The 24,451-nt window shown below is 71.4% G+C and carries 19 protein-coding genes and 1 pseudogene; 12 read left to right on the top strand and 8 right to left on the bottom strand.

Features of this window, described 5'->3' with window-relative positions:
* Nucleotides 1-142 precede the first annotated feature (142 nt).
* A complete protein-coding gene (locus OG519_RS02725) occupies nucleotides 143-820 on the top strand; it encodes a hypothetical protein (RefSeq protein WP_405578096.1) in 678 nt (225 codons plus the stop codon).
* Between the two features lie 107 nt (nucleotides 821-927).
* On the opposite strand, the gene OG519_RS02720 is transcribed toward OG519_RS02725, so the two are convergent.
* Nucleotides 928-1,407, bottom strand: coding sequence for an NUDIX domain-containing protein (locus tag OG519_RS02720; RefSeq protein ID WP_405578093.1), 480 nt, complete (start codon nucleotides 1,405-1,407; stop codon nucleotides 928-930).
* Between the two features lie 315 nt (nucleotides 1,408-1,722).
* On the opposite strand from OG519_RS02720, the gene OG519_RS02715 reads away from it, so the two are divergent.
* Nucleotides 1,723-2,877: an ROK family protein gene (locus tag OG519_RS02715; RefSeq protein ID WP_405578090.1), complete on the top strand. Its 1,155-nt coding sequence runs from the start codon at nucleotides 1,723-1,725 to the stop codon at nucleotides 2,875-2,877.
* A gap of 168 nt (nucleotides 2,878-3,045) precedes the next feature.
* Here the strand turns inward: OG519_RS02715 and OG519_RS02710 are convergent, their stop codons facing one another.
* Complete coding sequence (locus OG519_RS02710; RefSeq protein ID WP_405578087.1) at nucleotides 3,046-4,515, bottom strand: aldehyde dehydrogenase family protein; 1,470 nt, start codon at nucleotides 4,513-4,515, stop codon at nucleotides 3,046-3,048.
* Nucleotides 4,516-5,052: 537 nt separating this feature from the next.
* On the bottom strand, nucleotides 5,053-5,841 hold the full coding sequence (locus tag OG519_RS02705; protein ID WP_405578084.1) for a LysR family transcriptional regulator substrate-binding protein: 789 nt from the start codon (nucleotides 5,839-5,841) through the stop codon (nucleotides 5,053-5,055).
* A 58-nt stretch (nucleotides 5,842-5,899) separates the two neighbouring features.
* On the opposite strand from OG519_RS02705, the gene OG519_RS02700 reads away from it, so the two are divergent.
* From OG519_RS02700 to OG519_RS02685, 4 genes are all read left to right on the top strand, one after another.
* On the top strand, nucleotides 5,900-6,292 hold the full coding sequence (locus OG519_RS02700; RefSeq protein ID WP_405578082.1) for a DUF5997 family protein: 393 nt from the start codon (nucleotides 5,900-5,902) through the stop codon (nucleotides 6,290-6,292).
* Nucleotides 6,293-6,661: 369 nt separating this feature from the next.
* The gene (gene hpnR, locus OG519_RS02695) at nucleotides 6,662-8,197 is read left to right on the top strand and encodes a hopanoid C-3 methylase HpnR (protein WP_405592420.1); all 1,536 of its coding nucleotides are present in this window, start codon (nucleotides 6,662-6,664) and stop codon (nucleotides 8,195-8,197) included.
* A 123-nt stretch (nucleotides 8,198-8,320) separates the two neighbouring features.
* Entirely contained in the window at nucleotides 8,321-9,034 is a 714-nt protein-coding gene (locus OG519_RS02690) for an SDR family oxidoreductase (protein ID WP_405578080.1), read from the top strand.
* 46 nt (nucleotides 9,035-9,080) lie between these two features.
* The gene (locus tag OG519_RS02685; protein ID WP_405578078.1) at nucleotides 9,081-9,587 is read left to right on the top strand and encodes a DUF6233 domain-containing protein; all 507 of its coding nucleotides are present in this window, start codon (nucleotides 9,081-9,083) and stop codon (nucleotides 9,585-9,587) included.
* A gap of 380 nt (nucleotides 9,588-9,967) precedes the next feature.
* Here the strand turns inward: OG519_RS02685 and OG519_RS02680 are convergent, their stop codons facing one another.
* Nucleotides 9,968-11,686 (bottom strand): SpoIIE family protein phosphatase, encoded by a 1,719-nt coding sequence (locus OG519_RS02680; RefSeq protein WP_405578076.1) that lies wholly within the window; start codon nucleotides 11,684-11,686, stop codon nucleotides 9,968-9,970.
* Between the two features lie 169 nt (nucleotides 11,687-11,855).
* Nucleotides 11,856-12,770 carry an oxidoreductase gene (locus OG519_RS02675; protein WP_405578074.1) on the bottom strand — a complete coding sequence of 305 codons (915 nt, stop codon included), beginning with the start codon at nucleotides 12,768-12,770 and terminating at the stop codon, nucleotides 11,856-11,858.
* A gap of 200 nt (nucleotides 12,771-12,970) precedes the next feature.
* Here OG519_RS02675 and OG519_RS02670 point away from each other — a divergent pair, with 200 nt between their 5' ends.
* The gene (locus OG519_RS02670; protein ID WP_405578072.1) at nucleotides 12,971-13,552 is read left to right on the top strand and encodes a TetR family transcriptional regulator; all 582 of its coding nucleotides are present in this window, start codon (nucleotides 12,971-12,973) and stop codon (nucleotides 13,550-13,552) included.
* A 67-nt stretch (nucleotides 13,553-13,619) separates the two neighbouring features.
* Here the strand turns inward: OG519_RS02670 and OG519_RS02665 are convergent, their stop codons facing one another.
* A complete protein-coding gene (locus OG519_RS02665) occupies nucleotides 13,620-15,653 on the bottom strand; it encodes a M13 family metallopeptidase (RefSeq protein WP_405578070.1) in 2,034 nt (677 codons plus the stop codon).
* Between the two features lie 44 nt (nucleotides 15,654-15,697).
* Nucleotides 15,698-16,363, bottom strand: a complete 666-nt coding sequence (locus tag OG519_RS02660; RefSeq protein WP_405578068.1) for a TMEM175 family protein — start codon at nucleotides 16,361-16,363, stop codon at nucleotides 15,698-15,700.
* A gap of 249 nt (nucleotides 16,364-16,612) precedes the next feature.
* Between OG519_RS02660 and OG519_RS02655 the strand changes: the two genes are divergently transcribed.
* Nucleotides 16,613-18,436 (top strand): adenylyl cyclase, encoded by a 1,824-nt coding sequence (locus tag OG519_RS02655; protein WP_405592418.1) that lies wholly within the window; start codon nucleotides 16,613-16,615, stop codon nucleotides 18,434-18,436.
* A gap of 312 nt (nucleotides 18,437-18,748) precedes the next feature.
* Here OG519_RS02655 and OG519_RS02650 read toward each other — a convergent pair whose 3' ends face one another.
* Nucleotides 18,749-19,087 carry a YciI family protein gene (locus OG519_RS02650; protein ID WP_405578066.1) on the bottom strand — a complete coding sequence of 113 codons (339 nt, stop codon included), beginning with the start codon at nucleotides 19,085-19,087 and terminating at the stop codon, nucleotides 18,749-18,751.
* Nucleotides 19,088-20,444: 1,357 nt separating this feature from the next.
* On the opposite strand from OG519_RS02650, the gene OG519_RS02645 reads away from it, so the two are divergent.
* From OG519_RS02645 to OG519_RS02630, 4 genes and pseudogenes are all read left to right on the top strand, one after another.
* On the top strand, nucleotides 20,445-20,777 hold the full coding sequence (locus OG519_RS02645; RefSeq protein WP_405578064.1) for a MerR family transcriptional regulator: 333 nt from the start codon (nucleotides 20,445-20,447) through the stop codon (nucleotides 20,775-20,777).
* Between the two features lie 61 nt (nucleotides 20,778-20,838).
* Nucleotides 20,839-21,303 (top strand): annotated as a pseudogene (locus OG519_RS02640) (hemolysin III family protein); the annotation flags it as partial.
* 200 nt (nucleotides 21,304-21,503) lie between these two features.
* Nucleotides 21,504-22,742, top strand: a complete 1,239-nt coding sequence (locus OG519_RS02635; RefSeq protein WP_405592416.1) for a PP2C family protein-serine/threonine phosphatase — start codon at nucleotides 21,504-21,506, stop codon at nucleotides 22,740-22,742.
* 531 nt (nucleotides 22,743-23,273) lie between these two features.
* Entirely contained in the window at nucleotides 23,274-24,332 is a 1,059-nt protein-coding gene (locus OG519_RS02630; RefSeq protein ID WP_405578061.1) for a LacI family DNA-binding transcriptional regulator, read from the top strand.
* Nucleotides 24,333-24,451: the final 119 nt, after the last annotated feature.

Below are 24,451 nucleotides of genomic sequence, written 5' to 3'. Positions count from 1 at the left end.
CGACGAGGGCTGTTCCGGAGCCACGGCTCCGGGGCAGCCCGCTGTTTGGTGTGACCGGTCAGGGGCGGGCGGGGCCGGTCGGTTGACCGCCAGGTCCGGTCAGTGCTGGTGGGAGCCGGTCAGCGCTGGTGGGGGCCGGAGAGTGCTGGTCGGCGCTGGTCGGGGCCGGACCCGAGGTGAGGAGGGTGAGCAGCACCCTGGTCTCCTGATCGGCACCTACAGCCTGCTGGACTTCGACACCTCGACCGGCGCCGTCTACCTGGCCAAGGGCGCTCCGGCCTTCATCTGTCTCGGCGGGGTCACCGTGGCACGGGTCGACCTGGCCGCCCGCACGGTCACCGGCGCCGGCTCCTCCTCCGGATGCAGCCACGGCTTCGCCTCCGACGGCGCCGGCACGCTCTACAACCTGTCGGCCACCGCGATCAGCACGAAGATCGTGCCCAACAGCGTACTGACCGGCTTCGACGAGAAGACCGGCGAGCAGGGCGACCCGATCGGCATCCGGCAGGGCGTGCCGAGCGCCTTGGCGGTCGACGGCACCCACAAGCTCGCGGTCGTCGCGTACGCCTCCCCGGCCGGCACCGCCTACTTCGGCTCCCAGCAGGGTGTGGTGCTCGACAACAACGCGACCGGGCAGCTGGTGCTGATCGACCTCACCTCGGGCACCGTGGTGCGCACGCTGAACGGATTCGCCATCGACGCGCACGGCGGTCCGCTGGTGCACGGCGGACTGATGAACTCCCTCCACCTCGACCCGTCGACCCGCACGGGCTGGACCTACGCGGCGTACGACGGCCAGATCCAGCAGTTCTCCTACTGACCGGCGCACCGTCGGCCGCCTTGCCCCGGGCGGGGCAAGGCGGCGGATGAAGCCGAGGGTGGCCGGGGCGCGTACCCCGGCCACCCCCGGCTGCCGGCCCGCATCCCTCAGGCGGTGACGTCGAGTTCGGCCAGCCGGTCGAGGAACACAAGCTGGCCGGTGAGGATCTTCTCCCGGGCCCGGCGGAGGTCGAGCCAGGCCACCTGGTCGATCTCCGGGAACTCCACCAGTTTCCCCGACCCCTTCGGCCACTCCATCTCGAAGGTGCCGGGGACGACCTGACCGGGATCGAGGTCACCCCGCAGCGCCCACACGGTCACCACCTTGCCGCCGGACAGCCGGGTCTCACCGAGCGGAAGCAGCTCGCCGCCCGGCACCGGCAGGCCGAGTTCCTCCCTGAACTCCCGCCGGGCCGCGTCTTGCGGCGGCTCGTCGGGTCCGTACTCCCCCTTGATGACACTCCAGGCCCCCGCGTCCCGTCGCGCCCAGAACGGCCCACCCATATGGCCGAGGAGCACTTCGAGCGCTCCGTCCACCCCATGACCGCGACGGAAGAGAAGAATCCCCGCACTGCGTTTGTTCGCCACAAGCCCCATTTTGCCCGAATACGGCGGGGGAATCCCGCAGGGGCTTGGCTTCGGGGTGCGGAGCGCTGCGGGTCGGGCGGATCGTGCCCCGTCAGGGGCGCGAGGAACTGCGCGCTCAGCCACGATGGCGCTTTAGACGAGGCACGGACAGGACCCCGCGGGCCCCGGAGACGCCGATGTTCGGCAACCTACCGAACACACGGCGGCCCACCAAGGGCAGATCCGGTAACTTTACTCATCGCGCATCCGGCGCGGCGGGATCCGGAACCGCCGGATCGCTCCCGCCCTGCCGGAGCCCGCCTCACGAGGGACACGATGGACACGACCGTCGGCATCGACCGCTTCGAGCTGCCCGCCAGCGCGCGATCCGTGCTGCGCGCCCTGGCCGTCGACGGCCCGGCGACCCGCCCGCAGCTCAGCACGGTGCTCGCGCTCTCCCGGCCCACGATGTCGGTGGCCATGGCGGAACTCTCCCGGCTTGGCCTGGTGGCCGGCCGGGGCAGTTCGCGGGGGGCCACCGGACGCAGCGCGGTGCTCTATTCGCTCGCCCCCACGGCCGGCCACGTCCTGGGCGTGGAGATCGGCGCGACCGGCGTACGGGCCGCCGCGTTCAGCCTCGACGGCCAGGAGATCGGCGCCGCCGAGGAGCGGCTGCCGGCCGGCCACCCCACCGTCACCCCCGAGGCCGCGACCGCCGCCGCGGGCGTGGTCCGCAGGGTGCGCGACGAGGTCGCGGGACACCACGGCCCGCTGCGCGAGGTGGTGGTGGCCGCCCCGACCCTTCCCAGCACCGAACGCGGCGGCGGTCTGCGGCCGGACGGCACGGTCAGGATCGGCGACACCCTGCCGGTGCCCGACGGTGTGCCGGTGACCGTGGAGAACAACGTCAACTGCGCGGCCGTCGCCGAGCACCGGTTCGGCGTGGCCCGCGACCGGCAGATGTTCGCGTACATCCAGGTGGGCGTGAAGATCGGTGTGGGCATCGTGCTCGACGGCCGGCTGATGCGTGGTGCCAGTGGCGCGGCGGGGGAGGCGGCGATGCTGCCGTTCCCGTGGTCGGCCGCCCAGCGGCCGAGCCGGGCCGGGCTCGAACAGTTCCTCGGCTCGGACGCGTTGATGGAACGCTGCGCGGGCGCCTGGCCGGCCTCGGGGGCCGGGCCGCTGCCGCGCGACGCCAAAGCCCTGTTCGAGGCGGCGGCGGACGGGCACGCCGTCGCCCGCCGGGTGGTGGACCAGCACGCGGCGGACATCGGCCGGCTGGTGGCCGCGGTGGTCGCCCTGGTCGACCCGGGCCTGGTCGTACTGGGCGGCGGGGTGGGCCAGAACCAGCTCGTACTGCCCGAGGTCCGCCGTACGGTCCAGGCGCTGACCTGGGACACCGAGGTGACCGTCGGCGGTCTCGGCGACCGCGCCACCCTGCTCGGCGCGGTGCATCTCGCCGTCACCCGGGCGCTCGACTCGATGGCGTGAGCGGCGGGTTCGTACGCCCTCCATCCGACGACGACGCCGGTGCGGGCGGGACACTCGCGTACGGGGGCGATGGGAACGGCGGTCGGGCGCGGCCCGGAGCCCGCTCGGGCCACCGGACCACCGCCCCACCGGACCGCGCCGGCCGCTCGACCGCCCGCGCCGCGGCCCTCAGTACGGGTACGCCACCGGCTCGTGCTGGACCGTCAGCCACCGCAGCTCGGTGAATTCGTGCAGGTTGGACTCGCCGCCCGAGCGCCCGCCGAGACCTGACGCGCCCCGGCCGCCGAACGGCGCCCGCGCCTCGTCCAGGCAGGTCGTGTCGTTGACGTGCACCATGGCCGAGCCCAGGCGCCGGGCCAGCCGGCGGCCCCGCTCCGGATCGCCGGTCAGGACGGCGTCGACCAGGCCGTACGAGGTCTCGTTGGCCACGGCCAGCGCCTCCTCCTCGCTGTCGACCGCCAGCACCGGCGCGATCGGGGCGAAGATCTCCTCGGTCCACAGGGCCATGTCGCGGGTGACCCCGGTGACCACGGTCGGCCGGTGGAAGAGGCCGTCACCGTCGCCGCCCTCGACGACCGTCGCACCCGCCTCGACCGCTCGCGCCAGCAGGTCCCGGGCCCGTTCGCGCTGCTCGGTGCTGATCATCGGGCCGAGGCCGACCGCGTCCCGCGCCGGGTCGCCGACGGTGATGCGGGCGGCCCGCTCGGCGAGGTCGGCGACATAGCGGTCGAAGACCGGGCGGAGCACGATGTGCCGCCCGGCGGTGATGCAGGTCTGGCCCTGGTAGTGGAAGGCGGACCAGGCGCCGATCTGCCCGGCCTGCGCCAGGTCGGCGTCGTCCAGCACGATCAGGGCGTTGTTGCCGCCCAGTTCGAGCGAGACCTTCTTCAGCCGGCCGCCGGCCTCCCGGGCGATGGTGCGACCGACCGCGCTCGACCCGGTGAAGTGGACCATCGCTATGTCCGGGTGGGCGGTGAGCGCCTCGCCGGTGTCCTGCCCGCCCGGCACCACCTGGAGCACGCCCGCCGGAAGCCCGGCGGCGGCGAAGAGGTCGGCGAGCAGCAGCCCACCGCTCAGCGGGGTGTGCGGCGAGGGCTTGAGCACCACGGCGTTGCCCACCGCGAGCGCCGGGGCCAGCACGCGCATCGCCAGCACCAGCGGGAAGTTCCACGGGGTGATCACCCCGATGACGCCGAGCGGGACCCGCTCGGCGACGCTCTCCCGGCCGGGGGCGCGCGAGGGCAGCGTCTCGGCGCGGACCGAGCCCGCGAGCTCGGCGGCCTGATAGAGCTCGTCGATGGCGCCGGCCACCTCGTACGCGGCCTTGCCCGGGATCGAGCCGGTCTCGCGCACGATGAGGTCGCCGAACTCGGCGGAGCGGGCGCGGAGTCGCTCGGCGACGTCACGCAGCAGGTCCGCCCGGGTGCCGAAGTCGGTCCCGGCCCAGGCCCTTCCGGCGACCGCGGCCTCCCGCGCCGCCCGGTCGAGGTCGCCGGGCGAGGCCCAGCCGGCCGTGCCGAGCGGTTCCTGCCGCGCCTTGTCCAGGACGGCCGAGGTGCGGCCGTCCTCGGCGGGGACGAATTCTCCGCCGATGAAGAGCGCGCCGTCCCAGGGGGACGGCGTGGATGGGGTCGGCATACGGGCCTCCGTTGTGGGCTGGCTGGCTGGCGATGCGGTGTGAGCGCGGGGCGGACCCCGAGCGGGCGCCCGGCCCGCGCTTCCATTGGTTCCGCTCGGCTCGCTCCGAGTTTGTTAACCTTCCGAACTCCGAACATAGCAGCGCGGCCCGTCTTGAGGAACGCCCCTCCCCACCGGGGGTGCGGTGACTGTCTGCCGGTGCGTGCGTGGCTGTGCGCGCAGTTCCCCGCGCCCCTGGGGGTTCTGGCGCGTTTGCTTGGCCGGCGGGCCCGGTCGTGCCTGGCGGGGGCTGGTGGTTGTCTACGGGTGGGTGTGTGGTTGCGCGCGCAGTTCCCCGCGCCCCTTGGGGTTCCGCACGCGCCTCTTTGGGCCGGCGTGCCCCGCTCGGCAGGCACCCGGGGCCTGCGGCGCGGCGCGGCAACCAAGGGGGCGCGGGGAACTGCGCGCTCGGCCACCGCGCGACCGGTGGGTGGTCGCGGTGCTGACGGGGCGGGTGCGGGCCCGGGAGGGCGAGGAAACGCGTCGGGGAGAAGGTCGTCAGGACCGGCGGCGGGGCTTGCCGCGTTTGGCGGGCTTGGGGGAGCCGGCCGCGCTCCGCGCGTTCTTGCCGCCGCCCGACTTTCCCGGCGCCGGCTTGCGCCGTGCCTCGCCGGACCCGCCGCGCTTGTCCTTCGCCGGAGCCTCGGCCGGCGGCTGGGCGGGTGCCGGGCGGCCCCGGGTGCTGTTCACCGTCCGCCCGCGCACGATGCCGATGAACTGCTCGACCAGGTCGGTGGTTTCGTCCTGCGGCCAGGACAGGGCCACGTGCGACTCGGGAGACTCGGCGGACTTGACCAGCGGCCGATAGGTGAGATCCCTGCGGTGGTGCAGCCGGGCGAGCGACTGCGGGACGACGAGCAGCCCCACCCCCGCCGCCACCAGCTCGAATGCGTCGGCCGTCGTAGCCGGCCGCTCCTTGGCGGGCTGTCCCGGCGGCCGCACCCACTCAAGGGTGTCGTCCAGGGGACGCAGCACGATCTCGTCCGCGAGATCCTCGGTGGCCACCTCCTCGACCGCCGCCACCACGTGATCCTTCGGCACCACGACCACGGTGGTCTCGGTGTAGAGGGGGATCGCGCTGAACTCCGTCCGGTCGACCGGCAGCCGCAGCAGCGCCGCGTCGGCGTCGCCGTCCCGCAGCGACTGCGCCACCTCGGCGGCGGGCACGGCGACAAGGGTCAGCGGGACCGCGGGCAACCGCTCCTGCCAGATCCGCACCCACTTGGCCGGCGTCACGCCGGGGACGTACGCGAGCCGGAACGAAGGGGGTACTTCCGCGCCTGTCACTCCGGCAGATTACCGGTCGTGGTCGGCGGCATCGCACAGGGTCGATACCCTGGTCGTCATGACGCCCTCGCAGACCGCCCAGACGATGAAGCCCGCCACGGCGGCGAAGAAGCTGGGCGTATACCTCCAGGCCACCCCCGCCGAGTTCCAGGAGGGCGTGGTCTCGCGTGACGAACTGACCGCGCTGCGGACCGACCCGCCGCAGTGGCTGACCGAGCTGCGGCGCAACGGCCCGCACCCCCGGCCGGTGGTCGCGGCGAAGCTGGGCGTCTCCATCGCGGGGCTGGCCCGTGGCGGCGTCACCGAGGCACTCACCACCGAGCAGATCGAGGCGCTGAAGCGTGATCTCCCGGAGTGGCTGGTGAAGGAACGCGCCACCCAGGCCGACGTGCGCAAGGAGGAGGCCCGCATCAAGGAGAAGCAGCAGGCTCGGGAAGACGCCGCCCGCTGAGCTGCCCTCAGCTCTCGGGCCCGACGACCGGCTGACCCGATGGGCCGCTGACCCGTCGTACCCGCTGGGCCCGCCGGCCCGCACACCGCAACGCGCTCATCGCCTCACCACGTCGCCCTCACGTCCGCCGGGTGAGCACACCCCGGCGGCGGGACGCCCGCGCCGACCCCTGGGGCCCGCCATCAGGCCGCCGCCCCGATCGGCGCGTCCACCGCACCCAGCCGAGTCGGTTCCCGTGTCGCGCCCGCGCGCCCCGCCGCGCTTCGCGGCACAAACGCCACAATGACGGAATAGCTGGATTTATCTCCCATTGTGGCCGTTTCGGGCGCGTGCCCAACGGTGGCCGCTCCGCCGATCGTCGAGGTGACCATGCGTCTGCTGCTCGTCCACCCGAGTGCCCTGATGTACTCGGAGATCTTCCTGCGGCTGGAGCCGCTCGGTCTGGAACGGGTGGCCGGCGCGGCCCGCGACGCCGGGCACGAGGTACGGGTGGTGGACCTCCAGGTGTCGCCGCGGGCCGCACTCGACGCGGAGCTGACCTCCTTCCGTCCCGAGGCTCTCGGCATCTCGCTGAACTACCTGGCCAACATCCCGGAAGCCATCGACATCGCCCGGGAGGCCAAGGTCTCCGTCCCCGGCTGCTTTGTCTTCTTCGGCGGCCACAGCGTCTCCTTCGTGGCCGACGACGTCCTGGAGCAGGCGGAGGGAGCGGTCGACGCGGTGGTCCGCGGCGAGGGCGAACCGGCCGTCGCCCCGCTGCTGGAAGCGGTACGTGACGGCGGCATCGACGGGGTGCCCGGCCTGGTGACCCTGACCGGCCGCGGCCCTGAGCCGCGCATGCTGCACAGCATCGACTCCCCGCTCCCGGCCCGCGATCTCATGCGCAACCGGCGCCGCTACTTCATCGGTGAACTCGACCCGTGCGCGTCGATCGAGTTCACCCGCGGCTGCCCCTGGGACTGCTCCTTCTGCTCCGCCTGGACCTTCTACGGCCGCAGCTACCGCAAGGCGTCCCCGCAGGCGGCGGGCGAGGAGATGGCGAGCATCAGGGAACCCAACGTCTTCATCGTGGACGACGTGGCCTTCATCCGCCCCGAGCACGGCCATGGCATCGCCGCCGAGCTGGAACGCCGGAAGATCCGCAAGCGCTACTACCTGGAGACCCGCAGCGATGTGCTGTTGCGCAACGAGGAGGTCTTCCAGCGCTGGGCGAAGCTGGGCCTGAGCTACATGTTCCTCGGCATGGAGGCCATCGACGCCGAGGGCCTGGACCTCTACCGCAAGCGGGTCAGCCCCGACGACAACTTCCGCGCGCTCGAAGCCGCCCGGAAGCTCGGCATCACGGTGGCGATCAACCTCATCGTGGACCCGGCCTGGGACGAGGAGCGCTTCCGGGTGGTGCGCGAGTTCGCCCTGTCGGTACCGGAAATCGTCCATCTCACCGTGATGACGCCCTACCCGGGAACGGAGATCTGGCACACCGAGGCGCGGCGGCTCACCACCCGGGACTACCGGTTGTTCGACATCCAGCACGCGGTCGTACCGACGGCCCTGCCACTCGACGTCTTCTACCGGGAACTGGTGCGCACCCAGGCGGTGATCAACCGCAAGCACCTGGGACTGCGGACGGCGCTCGGCGCGATGCGGGTGCTCAGCGGCAACCTGCTCCGCGGCCAGACCAACTTCGCCAGGATGCTCTGGAAGTTCAACAGCGTCTACAACCCGGCGCGCCAACTCGCCGACCATCAGCGGCCGGTGCGGTACGAGCTGCCGCTGCCCCACCAGATCGACATCGGCGACCGCCGCCAGCTCTACGTCCACGGCGGCGCCCCGGCGACCGAGCGGGGCAGGAAGCAGAAGCCGGGAAAGGGACCGGAGCCGGTGAAGGAGCCCGAGGCGCCGTAATGATCCGGCCGGTCGGGGGCCGACCCCGCCACCCGACCAAAGTCGCTCCGTAGCGGCACATCATCCCAAAGTGGGTGAAAATGGGCTGACGGATTCGAGCACTGGCGGAGCGGGGAAGCAGACGTGAAAAGCAAGCGCGTTGTCATCATCGGCGGAACCTCGGGCCTTGGGTTCGCCGTGGCCCGGGCGGCGGCCGCCGAAGGGGCGTCGGTCGTGGTGGCCTCCCGTACCCCGGCCGGGGTGCGGCAAGCGGTCTCCGAACTGGGCGCGGACGCCGGCGGCGAGTCGGTGGACGTCGCCGACGAGGCGGACGTGCGCGGCTTCTTCGAGCGGGTCGGCGCCTTCGACCACCTCGTCTACACTGCGGGCGAGCCACTGATCAACGGGTCGCTGGCCGCCACCGACATCGCGGCGGCCCGCCGGTTCTTCGAGATCCGCTACTTCGGCGCCCTGGCGGCGGCCAAGTACGGCGCGCCGCGGATCCGGCCCGGCGGGTCGATCGTGCTGACCAGTGGTATCGCCTCCAACCGGCCGCAGGGCCGTACGGTCGTCGTCTCCAGTGTGCTCAGCGCCATCGAGGGGCTGACCCGCGCGCTCGCGGCCGACCTCGCTCCCATCCGGGTCAACGCGGTGGTCCCGGCGATCATCCGCACCGAGATGTGGCGCGGGCTGGCGGACGCCGCCAGGGAGAGCCTGTACGAGTCGGTGGCGAAGGGCGGCCTGCTCGACCGGGTCGGCGAGCCGGCCGATGTCGCCGAGGCGTTCCTCTACCTCATGCGTAACAAGCACACCACTGGTTCCTCGCTCACCATCGACGCGGGGACCCTGCTGAAGTGAGGTCCGCTGTCGCCGCCCGGGGGAAATTCGAACTAATATCCGAAGTATGACCGGGAACGACAACGCCGACGACCGCCGCCGGGTCCCTGACCTGCCGCGGGCCGACGGACCCCTGGTGCGCGTACGGCTGCCCGACGGCCAGCGCCTCTACGCCGTGGTCAAGGGGCGCCGCAAGGAGGCCGACGGCACCTGGTGGTACGACCTCCAGATCCATCTGCCGGGACAGAGCAGCGAGCCCGGCCGGATCCTGGCCCTGCCCGCCGCCGTCGACTTCCGGGCACCCGCCCAGGTCTGTGAACCGGTGGACGGACAGGAGTACGACGCGGTGCCGACCGTCCGGCACGGCGTCGAAGCGCGGTGGCGGATCGAGGAACCCGTCTACTTCCGGACCGAGAAGGGCCCGGCCCGTATCGTCCACCGCGGCGACTGCCGCGCCGTCCGCGATGTCTCCCGCCCGGTCACCAGCGAGGAGGCGCGGGCGGCGCTGGAGCGGACCGAGGTCGCCCCCTGCCCGGTCTGCCGGCCCGACCGGCCCCTGAGCAGCGCCGCCTAGGGCGTGTTTTAGAAGTCCCTCCCCCAGCTACCGCTGGGAGGTGCCCCCAGTCTCACGGCGCCTGGCACGCACTCCCCCAGCTAACGCTGGGAGGTACCCCCAGCTGCGTTGTCGGGCTCGTCCGAGTAGGCCCACTACGAGGACGACCTCCCCCAGCTACCGCTGGGGGTGCCCCCACCGCCCTTGCGATCTGGGGGTACCCCCGGACGAAGTCTGGGGGAGCACCAGACGCCGTGAGCCCCGCCCTGCGGGCGGACAACGCTACTTCTAAAACACGTCCCAGCACCACGCTCGGGGAGCGTCCGGGGCGATCCGGCCGCGGGACCATCCTCCGGGAGCGTTCCTGGGACCATTCCCCGGGACCGCTCCCCGCGACCCGGTCAGCCCGCCGGACCGTCCTCGGCCGGGGTGCGCAGCGCGAGCAGCGCCACGTCGTCGTCGTTGCCGGTCGGCCGCGCGCGCTCCAGCAGCAGATCGGTGAAGGCGGTCAGCGGGCGGTGGGCCAGTGAGGCGGCGTGCTTGCGCAGCCGCTCCAGACCGTCGTCGATCGGGTGGTCGCGGCTCTCCACCAGACCGTCGGTGTAGAGGACCAGCGTCGAGCGCGGCGGGAGGGTGATGGACGCGTCGCCGCGTACGGAGGTGAGGCCGGTGCTCAGCAGGATTCCGTGCCCCTCGATCAGATAGCGGGCCTGCCCGTCGTGGGTGACCAGCAGCGGCGGCGGATGGCCGGCGTTGGTCCAGGTCAGCGTCCAGGAGCGGTCGGGAGCCCGGGCCACGACGCCGAAGACCAGCGTTGCCATGGGCACCCCCGCGACATGGGTGACCGACTCCTCCAACTGGCGCATGATCACGCTGGGCGGCTCCCGGTTCGCCCAGGCGTAGGCGCGGAGCATGCTGCGGACCTGTGCCATCCCCGCCGCCGCGTCCAGGTCGTGGCCGACCACGTCGCCGATCACCAGTGCCGTCGTGCCGTCGGCCAGGGTGAAGGCGTCGTACCAGTCGCCGCCGACCTGCGAATCGTCCGGCGAGGGCACGTACCGCGCGGTCATCTGGAGCCCCGGCACCGACGGGAGCTGCGGCAGCAGATGGCGCTGCATCGTCTCGGCCACCTTGCGCTGCCGCTGGTAGAGCCGGGCGTTGTCCAGGGCGAGCCCGGTACGGCGGGTGATGTCCTCCAGCAGCGACAGGTCCGCCGGGGTCATCGGGTCGGGGTGTTTGGAGCGGCCCAGCGTCAGCGCGCCCAGCACGTCCCGTACCCCCCGGATCGGGGCGATCGCCGCCGAGTGCATGCCCGTCGCCTCGAAGAGGCGCCGCTGCTCGATGGCGATGCCGGAGTCCGGCGGCCCCTGGTACGTCATGGGCGTCACCAGGGTGGACGCCGCGCCGCGCAGCGCCCGCGACAGCGGCATCGGCGACTCGGCCGGCACCGGCGGCATCGGCCCCTGGAGGTCCTCCCGATGGACGAACACGCCGTCCTCGTGGTGCACCACGATGGTCCGCTCCACCTCGTCGACCTCGGTGATCAGGTCGACCACCGCCCAGTCCGCGAGCCGGGGTATCACCAGGCGGACCAGCCGGCGCAGCGCCTCGTCGCTGTCGAGGGTCGAGGTCAGCTGGGTGGTGGTCTCGGCGAGCAGCGCCAGCCGCTCCAGCTCCGGCAGGGTCGACCTGTCGCCGCGCGGCGGCGGATCGACGGTCCGGGCCAGCGGGTCACCCTCGTAGAAGATCACCGCGGTGTCCTCGCCGGCGCTCATCGCCGAGCACGGCGTGACCAGCCAGCAGAGCTCGGCCAGCGACCCGTCGCCGCGGGCGAACCAGCCGCTGCCGGCCCCCGTGCGGCGGGCCAGGAACGCCTCCACCAGTCGGGACTGCGCCCTGGCCAGCGGCTGGCCGTGCCGGTCGCGGTGCAGCAGGTCATGCGGGTCCCGGCCGACGAGATCGGCGGCGGCCCGCCGGAACAGCCGCTCGGCTTGCGCGTTCACCGCGCTGATGACGCCCCGCTCATCGACCACGCACACCGCCGCCGCGAGCAGATCAGGCAGTCCGATCGGCGAAGACGTGCCGGGCGCGGGTACGTCTCCGACCTCATTGACGGTCATGACCTCAGCACGCCTCCTCCGGACCGGCTCTCTCGTAACGTCAGCCTCTCACGATCGCTGCGGCCTGAGTCAGGTCCGTCGGTCACTGCGCCGAGGCGTCTCGGGTGGTGGACCACGGGCGGCCCGCCTCCTCGGCGTGGCCACGGTCCGACCGGTCCCGCCAGGGGGCTCAGCGGAAGGCGTAGGTGACGTGGGTGAGACGTTCTGACAGCTCCCACAGGGCGCTGCCGACGCTCTCGTCCGCCGCCGTGCGGGGCAGCTTCACCGGGCCCGGTGTGCCGCGGGTCTCCATCCGGCGGGTGGGGGCGATGAACGCGGCGGCCGGGACACCGGGCTTCGTGGCGGCGTAGAGCGTCGGCAGGGCCGCCTGATCGGGGCGCTGCCCGATGACGCGTTCCATGGCCACGCCGACCACGGCCCTGAGCGCCCCGGGCAGGTGGCGCTGGATGCCGGTGCTCGCGGTCCCGGGGTGGACGGCTATGGCGGTGGGGCCCTTGTCGCCGGCCCGGCGGGCGAATTCCTGGGTGAAGACGATGTTGGCGTACTTCGAGAGGGCGTAGGCGCCCATGGGGGTGTAGTGACGCTCGCCGGCGATGTCGTCGAAGGTCAGGCCGCGGCGCCGGGCGATCAGGGCGCTCACCGCGACGACGCGGGGGGCGTCGGCGCGCAGCAGCGCGGGGAGGAGACGGCCGGTGAGGGCGAAGTGGCCGAGGTGGTTGGTGCCGAAGGTCAGCTCGAAGCCGTCCTTCGTGGTGCGGCGCTCGGGGACCGCCATGACCCCGGCGTTGTTCACCAGCAGGTCCAGCGGGCGGTCCAGGGCCAGCACGGCGGCCGCGGCCTCCTCGACCGACGACAGGTCGGCCAGATCGAGCCGGACCGGTACGAGGTCGGTGCCGGGCACCTCGCGGCCGATGGCGGCCTCGGCCTCCTTGAGCGCGGCCGGCGAGCGGCCGAGCAGCGCCACGGTGGCGCCCGCCCGGGCCAGTTCGAGCGCGGTCCAGTAGCCGAGACCGGCGTTGGCGCCGGTGACCAGGGCGAGCCTGCCGCGCTGGGAGGGGATGTCGGCCGTGGTCCACGTGCTCATGGGAACTCCTGGGTGAGGGGCTTGGGACATGCGCTGACTAACCGGTTGGTCAAAGTGAAGTCGAGTTCGGGCCGAGTGTCAACCGTCTGGTTAGTCGAGAGCTGTGAGCTGCCGGTTTCATCGCGACTATCCGGTTAGTCGAAAGCCCGATGAGGTGCCCGCCATGCGTCAACTTTTCGGTTGGTTGATACCCTGGCGGCATGGCAGGAGACGCACAGGCGACCAGGGACCGGCTGATGAAGGCCGCGGCGCAGGAGTTCGCCGAGTACGGGATCGCCGGCGGCCGGGTGGACCGGATCGCCCGGTCCGCCCGGTCCAACAAGGCGCAGATCTATCACTACTTCGGTAGCAAGGAGGCCCTCTTCGACGCGCTGATCGACAGCCTCGTCGTCCGGACCACCACCGAGATCGCGATGGACCCGCTGGATCTGCCGGGCTACGCGGGCCGCCTCTTCGACGGCTACGAGGACCACCCGGAGGTGGCGCGGCTGGCCACCTGGTACCGGCTGGAGCGGGCCGAGCGGCACGATCCCATCCAGTCGATCGTCGACTCCAGCCGCGAGAAGATCGCCGCGATCGACCAGGCCCAGCGGGACGGGTCGGTCCCCGACCACTTCTCGGCGACCGATCTGCTGACGCTGGTGCTCACCCTCGCCGGGCTCTGGACCGCGCAGACGCCCGAGTACCACTCACTGGCCCGCAAGAGCAGCAGGGCCGCCCGGCGGCAGCTGGTCACCGACGCGGTGAAGGCCGTACTGAACCCGCCGCCGGACCAGCAGTAGCGGGATCAGGTGACCGGCCCGAAGGCACGGGCCAGTCAGCTGATCCCCGCGCGCCCGGTCGGGCGGATCACCAGATCCGTACCCGCTCCGCCGGGTCGAGCCACAGCCCGTCGTCCTTGCTCGTGCCGAATGCCTCGTGGAACTCGTCCAGATTGCGCACGATGTTCGCCCGGAACTCGGCCGGCGAGTGCGGGTCGATGGTGAGGAAACGCTGCTGCTCCTCGACGCGGCGCTTGGACCGCCAGCAGTGGGCCCAGTTCATGAAGAGCGTCCGCGCGCCGCTCGGGCCGTCCGCCGCCGAGCCCGCCGGGGCGTCCGCGCCGCCGATCGCGATGAGATAAGCCTTGTACGCGATGGTCAGGCCGCCGAGGTCGCCGATGTTCTCGCCCAGCGTCAGCGCCCCGTTGACGAACTGGCCGGGCAGGTCACGCGGCGAGAAGGCGTTGTACTGCGCGACCAGCGCCTTCGCCTTGACCTCGAAGGCCTCCTTGTCGGCGGCCGCCCACCAGTCGTTGAGGTTGCCCGCGCCGTCGTACTGCGAGCCCTGGTCGTCGAAGCCGTGCCCGATCTCATGGCCGATCACCGCGCCGATGCCGCCGTAGTTCTCCGCGAGGCTTCCCTCGGGGGAGAAGAGGGGCTCCTGGAGGATGCCGGCCGGGAAGCAGATCTCGTTGGTCCCCGGGTTGTAGTACGCGTTCACGGTCTGCGGCAGCATGAACCACTCGTCGCGGTCGACGGGGGAGCCGATCTTGCCCAGCTCCCGGTCCGTCACGAAGGCGGCGGCCGCGCGGGCGTTGCCGAGCAGGTCGTCGGGGCTCACCCGCAGCGCCGAGTAGTCGCGGAAGCGGTCCGGGTAGCCGATCTTGGTACGGAAGGTGGCGAGCTTCTCGTAGGCCCGCTCCTTGGTGGCGTCCGTCATCCAGTCCAGCCGCGAGATCGACTCGCGGTAGGCGGTCAGCAGGTTGCCGACCAGCTCGTCCATCATCGCCTTGGACGCCGGCGGGAAGTGGCGCGCGACGTACTCCCTGCCGATCGCCTCGCCCATCGCGTCCTGCACGAAGGCGACGGCCCGCTTCCAGCGGTCCCGCTGCTCCGGGGTGCCGTTGAGGGTGCGGTCGTAGAACTCGAAGCCGGTACGGACGAAGTCCTCCGGCAGGTACGGCGTGGCCGCGCGCAGCACCCGGGCCGCGGCCCAGTCCCGCCACTGCTCGATCGGCACCTCGGCGAGCCGCGTCGACAGGTGCGCCAGGTAGGACGGCTGCCGGACGAGGGTCTCCGCGATCGTCGCGTCCGTGCCGCCCAGCGCGGCGACATAGCCGTCCCAGTCGAACTCCGGGGCGAGCGTGCGGAGTTCGTCGCGGGGCACGAGGTTGTACGTCTTCTGCACATCGCGGGTCTCGGCCCGCTCCCAGTGGCCGGCGGCCAGCGCGGTCTCGATGCCGAGCACGGTGCGGGCGGCGGCGGCCGGGTCCTTGTGCTCGGCGAGGCCGAACAACTCGGTGAGGTGCGCGACGTACTTCGTCCGTACCTCGGCGAACTTCTCGTCCCGGTAGTACGACTCGTCCGGCAGCCCGAGCCCGCCCTGCACGATGTTGACGAGATAGCGGTCGGCGTCGCGGTCGTCGGTGTTGACGTAGAGCCCGAAGAGCCCTGAGCCGCCGGTGCGTTCGAACCCGCCGAGGAACGCGGCCAGTTCGCGGGTGTCCCGCAGCTCGGCGACGGCGCGCAGTTGCCCCCGTACGGGGTCGAGTCCGCGTTCGGCCACCGCGGACTCGTCCATGAAGGAGGCGTAGAGCGCGGCGACCTTTCGCGCGTCCTCGGCGCCGTCCGCCTGGTCGGTGCGGTCGCCTGGGGCGTCGAGGCCGGTGGTGGCGGGATCGCCGTCTGCCGACACCGCGGGCACACCCGCCGCGAGGTCCTGGATGATCGCCCTGACCTGCTCCTCCGCGGTCTCCACGAGCTGGACGAAGTGTCCCCAGCTCGACCGGTCGGCCGGGATCTCCGCGGTACGGAGCCATCCGTCGTTGACGTGGCCGAACAGGTCGTCCTGCGGTCGGATCCCGGGGTTCATGCCCGCGCGGGCGCTATCGAGAATGCTCACCCGACCAGACTACTGAGGCGGCACTCGGGATGGGGGCGGGGAGCTCAGCCGGCGGCGGCGTCCCGCCCGCCGGGCAGCCCCTCGCTGGTGACGAAGTAGAAGGCCGGCAGCACGAGGAAGCCGACCAGGGCGATCAGCGGGGTGACCAGGTAGCCCACCACCCCGAGCACGGCGTAGACCAGCATGCCGACGCGGGACCTGATCAGCCCGTGCCGTACGTAGTCGGGCTCCACGGAGTCGTCCACGAGTTCGGGGTGCCGGCCGAGGTGGTGGTAGAGCATGGTCCAGCTCAGGCACATCGCCGCCGCGATGCCCGAGTAGAGGGCGACGGCGATCCGGGCGTCGCCGCCGAAGACATCGGCCTTCAGCGCCTCGGCCACCACCGCGGTGGGGAACGGGAGCGCCGCCGTGGTGAACAGCAGGAAGAGATTGGCCGCGTGCAGTCCCCGGTCCATGCTCCGGATCCGTACGAAGGCCTGGTGGTGGTTGAGCCAGATCACCGCGATGTAGCTGAAGGAGGCCACGTAGCCGAGGTAGGAGGGCCACTGCCGGGCGAGCGCGCGCCCGAGGTCGCCCGTCTGATGGGCGGGAGTGGCGAGACCGAGCACCAGGATGGTGACCGCGATCGCGAAGACGCCGTCGCTGAAGGCCTCCGCGCGGGCCGTCTCCGAGCGGGAGAACCGCGGCACGGGCACCCGGGGGTGGGACATCAAGGGCTCCTCACATCGGTGAACACCACCCGCCCAGGATCCCCCCGATCACCCGCCGCGCCCTCCAACGGAGGCGTGCGCCCGGGGGGTGGGATGCCCCGTTGTTGCCGCCGCACTCTTATTGACGCTGTATACCCGCAGTGATTCACTTCGTGCCTGAGAGCGCTCTCTCGCGGCGAGGACAAGCCGCGGTCCCCACATCCACCACGTCCAGGGAGAGCCGTGTCCGTGATTCCCACTCGCCGCACCATGCTCCGCGGGGCGGCCGTCGCCGCCGCGGGGCCGCTGGTCGGCGGCATCGCCGCAGGTTCAGCCGCCGCGTCGTCGGCCCCGAACGCCGCAACAGGTCCGTTCGGTTCGTCCGGTTCATTCGGCTCGTCCGGCCACTGCCACGACACCGCCGGGCTCGGTCCGAACGTCCTCGTCTTCGACCCGTCCATGGCCGACGCCGCGATCCAGGCCCAGGTCGACGCCGTCTTCGCCACCCAGCAGTCCAACCAGTTCGGCACCGAGCGCTTCGCGCTGGCCTTCAAGCCCGGCACCTACACCGTCGACATCAACGTCGGCTTCTACACCCACGTCCTCGGCCTCGGCGACAGCCCCGACGACGTCGTGATCAACGGTCATGTCACGGTCGACGCCCAGTGGCTGGAAGGCAATGGCACGCAGAACTTCTGGCGGGCCGCCGAGAACCTGAGCATCGTCCCGCCGGACGGCCTGGAGCGCTGGGCGGTCGCCCAGGCCGGGCCGATGCGCCGCGTGCACGTCAAGGGCAATATGACCCTGTGGCCGAGCCCGCCCGGCAACCAGTGGTCCAGCGGCGGATTCCTGGCCGACAGTGTGGTGGACGGCCAGGTGGAGTCCGGCTCGCAGCAGCAGTGGCTGTCGCGCAACGACACCTTCGGCAGTTGGACCGGCGCCAACTGGAACATGGTCTTCCTCGGTGTCCAGGGCGCCCCCGCCCAGTCCTTCCCCACGCCCCCGTACACCACGGTCGACCAGACCCCGGTGGTGCGGGAGAAGCCGTTCCTGACCGTGGACCGGCACGGCGCCCAGCATGTCTTCGTGCCCGCGGTCCGCCGGAACAGCACCGGCACCACCTGGGCCCACGGGCGGGCCAAGGGGCAGAGCATCCCGCTCACCTCGTTCCATGTGGCCCGGCCCGGCGACTCGGCCGCGACCCTCAACCAGGCCCTGGCCCGCGGCAAGCACCTCCTGTTCACCCCCGGCATCTACGCCATCTCCTCGCCGCTGCGGGTCGACCGCCCCGGCACCGTCGTGCTCGGCCTCGGCCTGGCCACACTGCAGTCCACCCACGGCAACACCGTCATCGAGGTCGCCGACGTCGACGGCGTCACCATCGCCGGCGTGCTCCTGGAGGCCGCCTCGGCCCACACCCCGGTGCTGCTCCGCGTCGGCCACGGCACCAGCCGGCGCCGGCACTCGGCCGACCCCACCGCGCTCTTCGACGTCTACGCCCGGATCGGCGGCGCGCTGGCCGGCGGCGCGGGCATCAGCGTCCAGGTCGACAGCAACGACGTGATCCTCGACAACCTCTGGCTCTGGCGCGCCGACCACGGCCTGGACAACACCGTCGGCTGGTCGGTCAACCCGGCCGACACCGGCATCCTCGTCAACGGCGACCACGTCACCGCGTACGCGCTGGCCGTCGAGCATTACCAGAAGTACGAGGTGCTGTGGCAGGGCAACCACGGCAGCACGTACTTCTTCCAGAACGAGCACCCCTATGACGTGCCCACCCAGTCCGCCTGGGTGCACGGTGCCACCAAGGGCTACGCCGCCTACAAGGTCGCCGACCGCGTCACCGAGCACCATGCCTGGGGCCTGGGCAGCTACTGCTTCTTCAACCTCAACGCGGACATCTACACCGACCGTGCCTACGAGGTGCCCGACACCCCCGGCGTGGTCTTCACCGACCTGATGACCGTCTGCCTCAACGGCGCGGGCGGCGGCGGCATCCTGCACTGCATCAACAACACCGGCGACCCGGTCCAGAACGGCTTCGGCACCTTCAACATGAAGTCCTACGCCAACGGCGCCGGCACCGTCTGATCGCTTCGGCTGATTTCCGCTTCGCACCGCGATCGGGCCGGGCGGGTTCCTCGGAACCCGCCCGGCCCGATCGGCATTCCGATCTTTGCCGGCGGAGATTCGCGTCCACTCCGGCCCGCCTTTTCACAGATTCACCTGCCGCCACGCGTTTTTACCACCGGGACCGCGAGCGCCGCGGCCGATCTCCGCATATCCCGTACGGCCGCGTCGGTGAACCCGCCCCACGCGTCGAGCGACTGGGGCACCGCGTCAGCTCGTCAGTCGGCTGCGAGAACGGACAGGTGATGGAGCCGGCCAACGGCCCGCGCGCTCTCAGACGGCCGGATCGGGCATGATCTCTCGGACCTCCTGCGCACAGCGGCACGCGGCGGCGAACTTGGCGGCCCACTCCAGCGCGTCCGCCCGCGAGGGCGCATCGATGATCGAGAACCCGCCGAGCACCGCCTTGGTCTCCGGGTACGGGCCGTCGGTGACGGTCCCGTCGACGGCCACGACGCTCGCCCGCTGGCTCTCCAGCCCGCCGCCGAAGACCCACGCACCCGCGTCCTGCGCCTCGCGCACCACCTGGTGCGCGGCCTCGGCCACCTCGGGCAAATCCTCCTCGGAGATGGTCATCGCGCCGTCGTCGAACGAGATCAGGTACCGCGCCATACGCCACTCCCCGGGTCGTGGCCTCCGTCGGCCGCCCCCACCCTATGGCCGACGACCCGGCACCTTCGACGAAGGCGGCGAAGGTGCGCAGGGTGCGTATCTGGTGTCCGGCGGTTCCGGGCATGCACGGCAGGCTGTTCTTGGTGTTCGGGGTCACGACTGCTGCGGAGATGTTGCCGGCCCCGCACAGGAGCACTCGCCGCTGGTCGGGTTCGATGCGGGCCACGGCCACTGCGGCGCCCCGGGTTGCGGGCAGGGCGTGGTCCGGCCACCACGGATTCCGGCAGATCACGGCCAGTCGGGAGGCGGCCAGCCGGGCGCCGGTGAGGTGGTCACGTAAGCAGGCCGCGTCCTCGCTCTCCAGCAGCACAGGGGTCATGGCGTGCGCCTGGTGGCGCATGCCGGGACCGCAGGTCGGTTCGTCGGTACTGCTGCCTTCCATGGCAACCCCCGTGGTGGAACGTTGTGGCGGCGCAGCTCCCGTCGGCGCTGCTGGCGGCAGTCTGCCCCCGACGGGAACCGTCATCGCACGCCGGAGGGAGCGTGCCTCCGGCGACCGGCGACGGTTACCTCTTCCCCGAGCGCTGAAAAATCTGTGATGGCCAGAGTAGACATTGGGCCGCGGTGTGGTTATGGTTTCTCTTGTAGCCGAGATCAGCGAGGCCCGGCAGAGACGAACTGCCGGGCAGCAGTACCCGCAGGTTGCAGTACGCAGGACGGTGCGGTGGTGGAGTTCCGAAGCCAGAGCGGTTGCCTGACGGCGACGGGGCTGACGACCGGACCGGGTGGCCCGCAGTGATCAGGGGCTGCCAGGAGCAGGACCGCAGTTGATGCGGTGGCAGTAAGCAGTAAGTGCAATCGCGGTACCCAGCAGTGGAGTCAGTGAGCAGTACCTCGGTAAAGGCGTCGGCTGCGGGCGCGCGTACCGGGAGGTTCGGCAGTGGGGTTCCAAGCCAGAGCGGACGCAGGACGGGCGACGGGGCTGGCTGCCGAAGAGTGGCGCTGTCGCAGGCCACCAGCAGTTCGCGTCACCGGCAGTAGCAGCAGTACGCAACACGAGCAGCACGCAGTTCACGTTCGGCAGGTAGCTGATCCAGAGGGAAGAACGGAGGAGCCCAAGCGCCATCGGGATCGCCCGGGTGGAATGAACTGGACCCGGGTACCGCAGGACATCGTTAGTGAGGTGGTCTCCGGTCAAGCAACCGCGATCCCCGCACACGCCGGTACCCCCTTCGGCGGTGCGGACACAGTAGGCCGGCGCAGTCTCAGGGCCGGCAGATGGTGTAGCAGTTCCTTCGGGGCCCTGGTGCCACACGGCACCAGGGCCCCTCACACGCGTGTTCCACAGAGAGGTGAGATGACAGCAGACGACTCGTACAACCGGATCGATGACGACGACTACCCCGCCTACACCATGGGCCGGGCCGCCGAACTGCTCGGCACCACCCAGAACTTCCTGCGCGCCATCGGCGAAGCCCGCCTGATCACCCCGCTGCGCTCGGCCGGCGGACACCGCCGCTACTCCCGCTACCAGCTGCGCATAGCCGCCCGCGCCCGCGAACTCGTCGACCGGGGCACGTCGATCGAGGCGGCCTGCCGCATCGTCATCCTCGAAGACCAGCTCGAGGAAGCCCAGCGCATCAATGAGGAACTGCGCGGCTCCGCATCCCACGACCGCGCCACCGCCTGATCCCGGCCCTTCTGCCCTGTCCAGTTGCTAGGGCATGTGCAGTTTTTCATACTATGTACGCATGATCGCCGAAGACGCCCAGCCGCCGGTCCGGGGGCGGGCGCCCCAGTACCGCTCCGCCACCGCGCCCGACGCCTCCCGCGCCCCGGCTGGTGATCCGCCGGCCGGCGCGACCGGTAAGCCGGTCCCCGACCAGGCCGCCACCGGCCCGGAAAGCGGGGCGGCGCGGGCGGTGGCCGTGGTGAAGCCAGGATTGCGCTGCTGGCTGCATGCCGGGATGTTCCCCCTCGCGCTGGCCGGCGGCCTCCTCCTGATCGCGCTTTCGCGTTCGGCGGCGGCGGTCGCGGCCTGTTCGGTGTACGCGGCCTCGGCCTGTCTGCTGTTCGGTACGAGCGCGGTGTCCCACCGCCGCACCTGGGGCCCGCGGGGGGAGGCGGTCCTGCGCCGCCTGGACCATGCGGACATCTTCCTGATCATCGCCGGCACGTACACGCTCCTGGCGACAATGCTGTTGAGCGGCCGCCAGCACGGGCCTTCTCAAGCACTGGGCCCGGATACGGGCCGACGCCTGCGGTACATCATGATGTCCGGCAGCATGACCGGCACAGTGTCGGGGCCCTGAGCATCAACGAGCAGTGGGGAGTCGTCGTGACCGCAGAGGTGCCGAACGAGGACGGCGCGGGGGCCACCCGTCCCGGCGGCCACGGAATACGCCTGGACTCGGCGTTGTCGCTGGCGAGGGTCCTGGGAGCGGCGGAGGCATCGGCGCCGGTGGAGTCCCTCGACGTGGTCGCGCGGATACTCAAGGAGCATCTCGGGGCGGCGTCGGTGTCGTTCCTGATCACCGATTTCACCGGGAGTTCGGTGGTGCGGCTGGGGGCTGCGGGCACTATCGAGACAGGTGAGCCGGCCCGGCGCATCACGCTGCGGGGCACCGTGTACGACGACGTGATCCGCACCCAGAAACCGGCCATCGAGGACAGCAGCCGGGGGACATACACACGCGTCGTGGCCCCGGTGACCAACCGCGGGGACGCCATCGGGCTCCTGGAGCTGTTCCTGCCCGCGGCGCCGGATGCGGAGGTGATGCGGGAGATCGGTGTGAGCGCGCACGCGCTGGCCTACATCGTCATCGCGAACCGGTCCTTCACCGACGTCTACCAGTGGGGCCGGCGCACCAGCCCACTGAGCCTGGCCGCGGAGATCCAGCACCGGCTGCTTCCGGCGTCGCTGGCGTGCGAGGCCGCGCAGTTCGCGGTCGCCGGGGCGCTGGAGCCCGCCGAACTCGTCGGGGGCGACACCTTCGACTACGTCATCGACCGCGACGCCGTCCAACTGTCCGTCACCGACGCCATGGGCCACGACGTCCAGGCATCGCTCCTGGCCACCCTCGTCGTGGGTGCGTTGCGCCGGGCCCGGCGCGCGGGCGGAAGCCTTCTTGAGCAGGCCCGCGAAGCCGACCAGGCGATGCGGGACCACGGCCGCGAAGGCTACGTCACCGGGCAACTGCTCCGCATCAGCCTCCTCGACGGCAGAGCCGAGTTCGTCAACGCCGGGCACCCCTGGCCGCTGCTGCTCCGGGACGGCCAGGTGCGGCAGATCATCCCGGAGGTCGACCTGCCCTTCGGCGTGCAGCCCCCGCATACCTACCGGGTACAGCCGCTGGACCTGCGACCGGGGGACCGACTGGTCATGCTCACGGACGGCATGCTGGAACGCAACGCCAGGAACCTTGGCCTGCCTGAGCTGATCGCCGAAACCCGCGCGCTGCACCCCCGTGAAGCCGCCCGCGCCCTCATCGGGGCGATCGTCAACGCCAGCGGCGGCCACCTGGAGGATGATGCGACCGTCATGTGTCTGGACTGGCACGGCACCGGCCACTCCCAGCGGGACGCCGCCACCGGCGCCGACCTCACCGACGCCTCACAGCCCCTGGACAGAGGGCGGACCGCTCCCGGGCAATGACCCGAGGCCCGCAAGCCAAAGGCGCGTGGGAGCGCGGGCGGTGCGGCCCGACCGCTGAGCGTCCAGACGCACTGGCATGCGGCCAAGATTCTCGAACGGATGAGCCTGGCACGGGCCCTCGCTGCTGAGCCGAGCCCGCCTCGACGAGCCTGCGGACGCGGTGGCAGCACCCAAGAACTTCGACGTCCAGCCGAAATGATCAAAGCCGTGTGCAGGCCCCAGTCCGTGGACCGCGGACGGCGTCCCGACCGCGCGGTGTCTCATCGGCCATCAAACACACCCCGATGGGACAAACATACTTTGTGTCAGGACGGGATGCGCGTTCTAGCGGACTCCTTGGTGTGCGGCTGCACGGGAGGCGCGGCGGCCGTGGCGGCACGTTGATCGTCGGGGCTGACCGGAGGTGACGGGTCATGCCGGCGCCACGAGTTCGTAACGAGCCATTGACAGGAACTTTGGTCAGAGGCAGTCTCTGTGCAAGCAAGTGGCTAAACGATTAGCCAACCTGGTTTCCACCATTTTGGGTAGGTCATGGCGCGACGGATCGGGATCAAGGACGTGGCCGCTGCAGCCGGCGTGTCGGTGGCGACGGTGTCGAACATCCTGAACCGCGTGGAGGGCAAGCGAGCCAGCCAGGAGACCCGCGAGCGTGTCCTGCGGGTGGCCGAGGAACTCGGGTACGCCCCGAACGGTCTGGCCCGGGGGCTCAGGACCCAGCGGTCACACACCATAGGCTTCATCAGCGACGAGATCGCCACCACCCCGAACGCGAGCCGGATGGTTCTCGGCGCTCAGGAGACCGCAGCCGCCCATGGAGTGGTCCTCCTTCTGGTGAATACCGGCGGCGACGAGCGGCTGGAGCGTCGCAGCATCGAGATGCTGCTTCAGCGCCAGGTCGACGGGGTGCTGTACGCCACCATGTACCACCAGGTCGTACGCCTTCCCGCGAGCCTGCGCTCCACGCCTTCGGTACTCCTGGACGCCAGCTGCGACGATCCCGCGGTCGGTTTCGTGGTGCCGGACGAGGTGCAGGGCGGGTACACAGCGGTGCGCGAACTGATCGATCACGGACACCGCCGGATCGGCATGACCACGGGAACCGCGGACATCCCCGCCCTTCACGGTCGCATCGCGGGTTATCGCAAGGCGTTGGCCGAGGCCGGTGCCCCCTACGATCCCGCCCTGATCGCCTCCGAGGAAGTGGCGCACCTGGGTTCGGTAGCCGACGACGTGGCCGCCGGATACCGGGCCGCGCGAAGGCTGCTGACAACCGGGCAGCGCCCGACGGCACTGTTCTGTTTCAACGACCGCATGGCGGCCGGCGCCTACCGGGCCGCCGCCGAGCTTGGGCTTTCCATTCCCGGGGATCTGTCGGTGATCGGGTTCGACAACCAGGAACTGGTCGCTGAGGCGCTTTACCCGGCGCTGAGCACTGTCCAGCTCCCCCACTACGAGATGGGGGAACGAGCGGTCACCCAGCTGCTCGCGCTCACCGGAACGGCGGGCGGCCCACCGGCCCCCGTCATGCAAGAGATGCTGCATTGCCCGCTGGTGGGGCGGGCATCGGTCACTTCGCCGCCCCGGTCTTGACCCCGGGACGGCGAAGCACTTCACACGATGACAGGCGACCGCTGCGATCGGTCGTCACTCCTGTCGGTACTTCGAACACAGTGAGGGTACACAACCATGTCCTCTGAACTCTTCCGGTC

It is taken from the genome of Streptomyces sp. NBC_01190 (genome assembly GCF_045039895.1).
In the GTDB taxonomy this organism is placed as follows: Bacteria; Actinomycetota; Actinomycetes; order Streptomycetales; family Streptomycetaceae; genus Actinacidiphila.
The sequence above is the reverse complement of the archived record's forward strand: the minus strand, read 5'-3'. Positions and strand labels throughout refer to the sequence as shown.

Bases quoted from the DNA above. Each gene is read 5' to 3' on its own strand.
- OG519_RS02715 (WP_405578090.1), top strand. From the start codon at position 1,723: ATGGACACGACCGTCGGCATCGACCGCTTCGAGCTGCCCGCCAGCGCG.
- OG519_RS02710 (WP_405578087.1), bottom strand. From the start codon at position 4,515: ATGCCGACCCCATCCACGCCGTCCCCCTGGGACGGCGCGCTCTTCATC.
- OG519_RS02700 (WP_405578082.1), top strand. From the start codon at position 5,900: ATGACGCCCTCGCAGACCGCCCAGACGATGAAGCCCGCCACGGCGGCG.
- hpnR (WP_405592420.1), top strand. From the start codon at position 6,662: ATGCGTCTGCTGCTCGTCCACCCGAGTGCCCTGATGTACTCGGAGATC.
- OG519_RS02685 (WP_405578078.1), top strand. From the start codon at position 9,081: ATGACCGGGAACGACAACGCCGACGACCGCCGCCGGGTCCCTGACCTG.
- OG519_RS02680 (WP_405578076.1), bottom strand. From the start codon at position 11,686: ATGACCGTCAATGAGGTCGGAGACGTACCCGCGCCCGGCACGTCTTCG.
- OG519_RS02675 (WP_405578074.1), bottom strand. From the start codon at position 12,770: ATGAGCACGTGGACCACGGCCGACATCCCCTCCCAGCGCGGCAGGCTC.
- OG519_RS02670 (WP_405578072.1), top strand. From the start codon at position 12,971: ATGGCAGGAGACGCACAGGCGACCAGGGACCGGCTGATGAAGGCCGCG.
- OG519_RS02660 (WP_405578068.1), bottom strand. From the start codon at position 16,363: ATGTCCCACCCCCGGGTGCCCGTGCCGCGGTTCTCCCGCTCGGAGACG.
- OG519_RS02655 (WP_405592418.1), top strand. From the start codon at position 16,613: ATGCTCCGCGGGGCGGCCGTCGCCGCCGCGGGGCCGCTGGTCGGCGGC.
- OG519_RS02650 (WP_405578066.1), bottom strand. From the start codon at position 19,087: ATGGCGCGGTACCTGATCTCGTTCGACGACGGCGCGATGACCATCTCC.
- OG519_RS02645 (WP_405578064.1), top strand. From the start codon at position 20,445: ATGACAGCAGACGACTCGTACAACCGGATCGATGACGACGACTACCCC.
- OG519_RS02630 (WP_405578061.1), top strand. From the start codon at position 23,274: ATGGCGCGACGGATCGGGATCAAGGACGTGGCCGCTGCAGCCGGCGTG.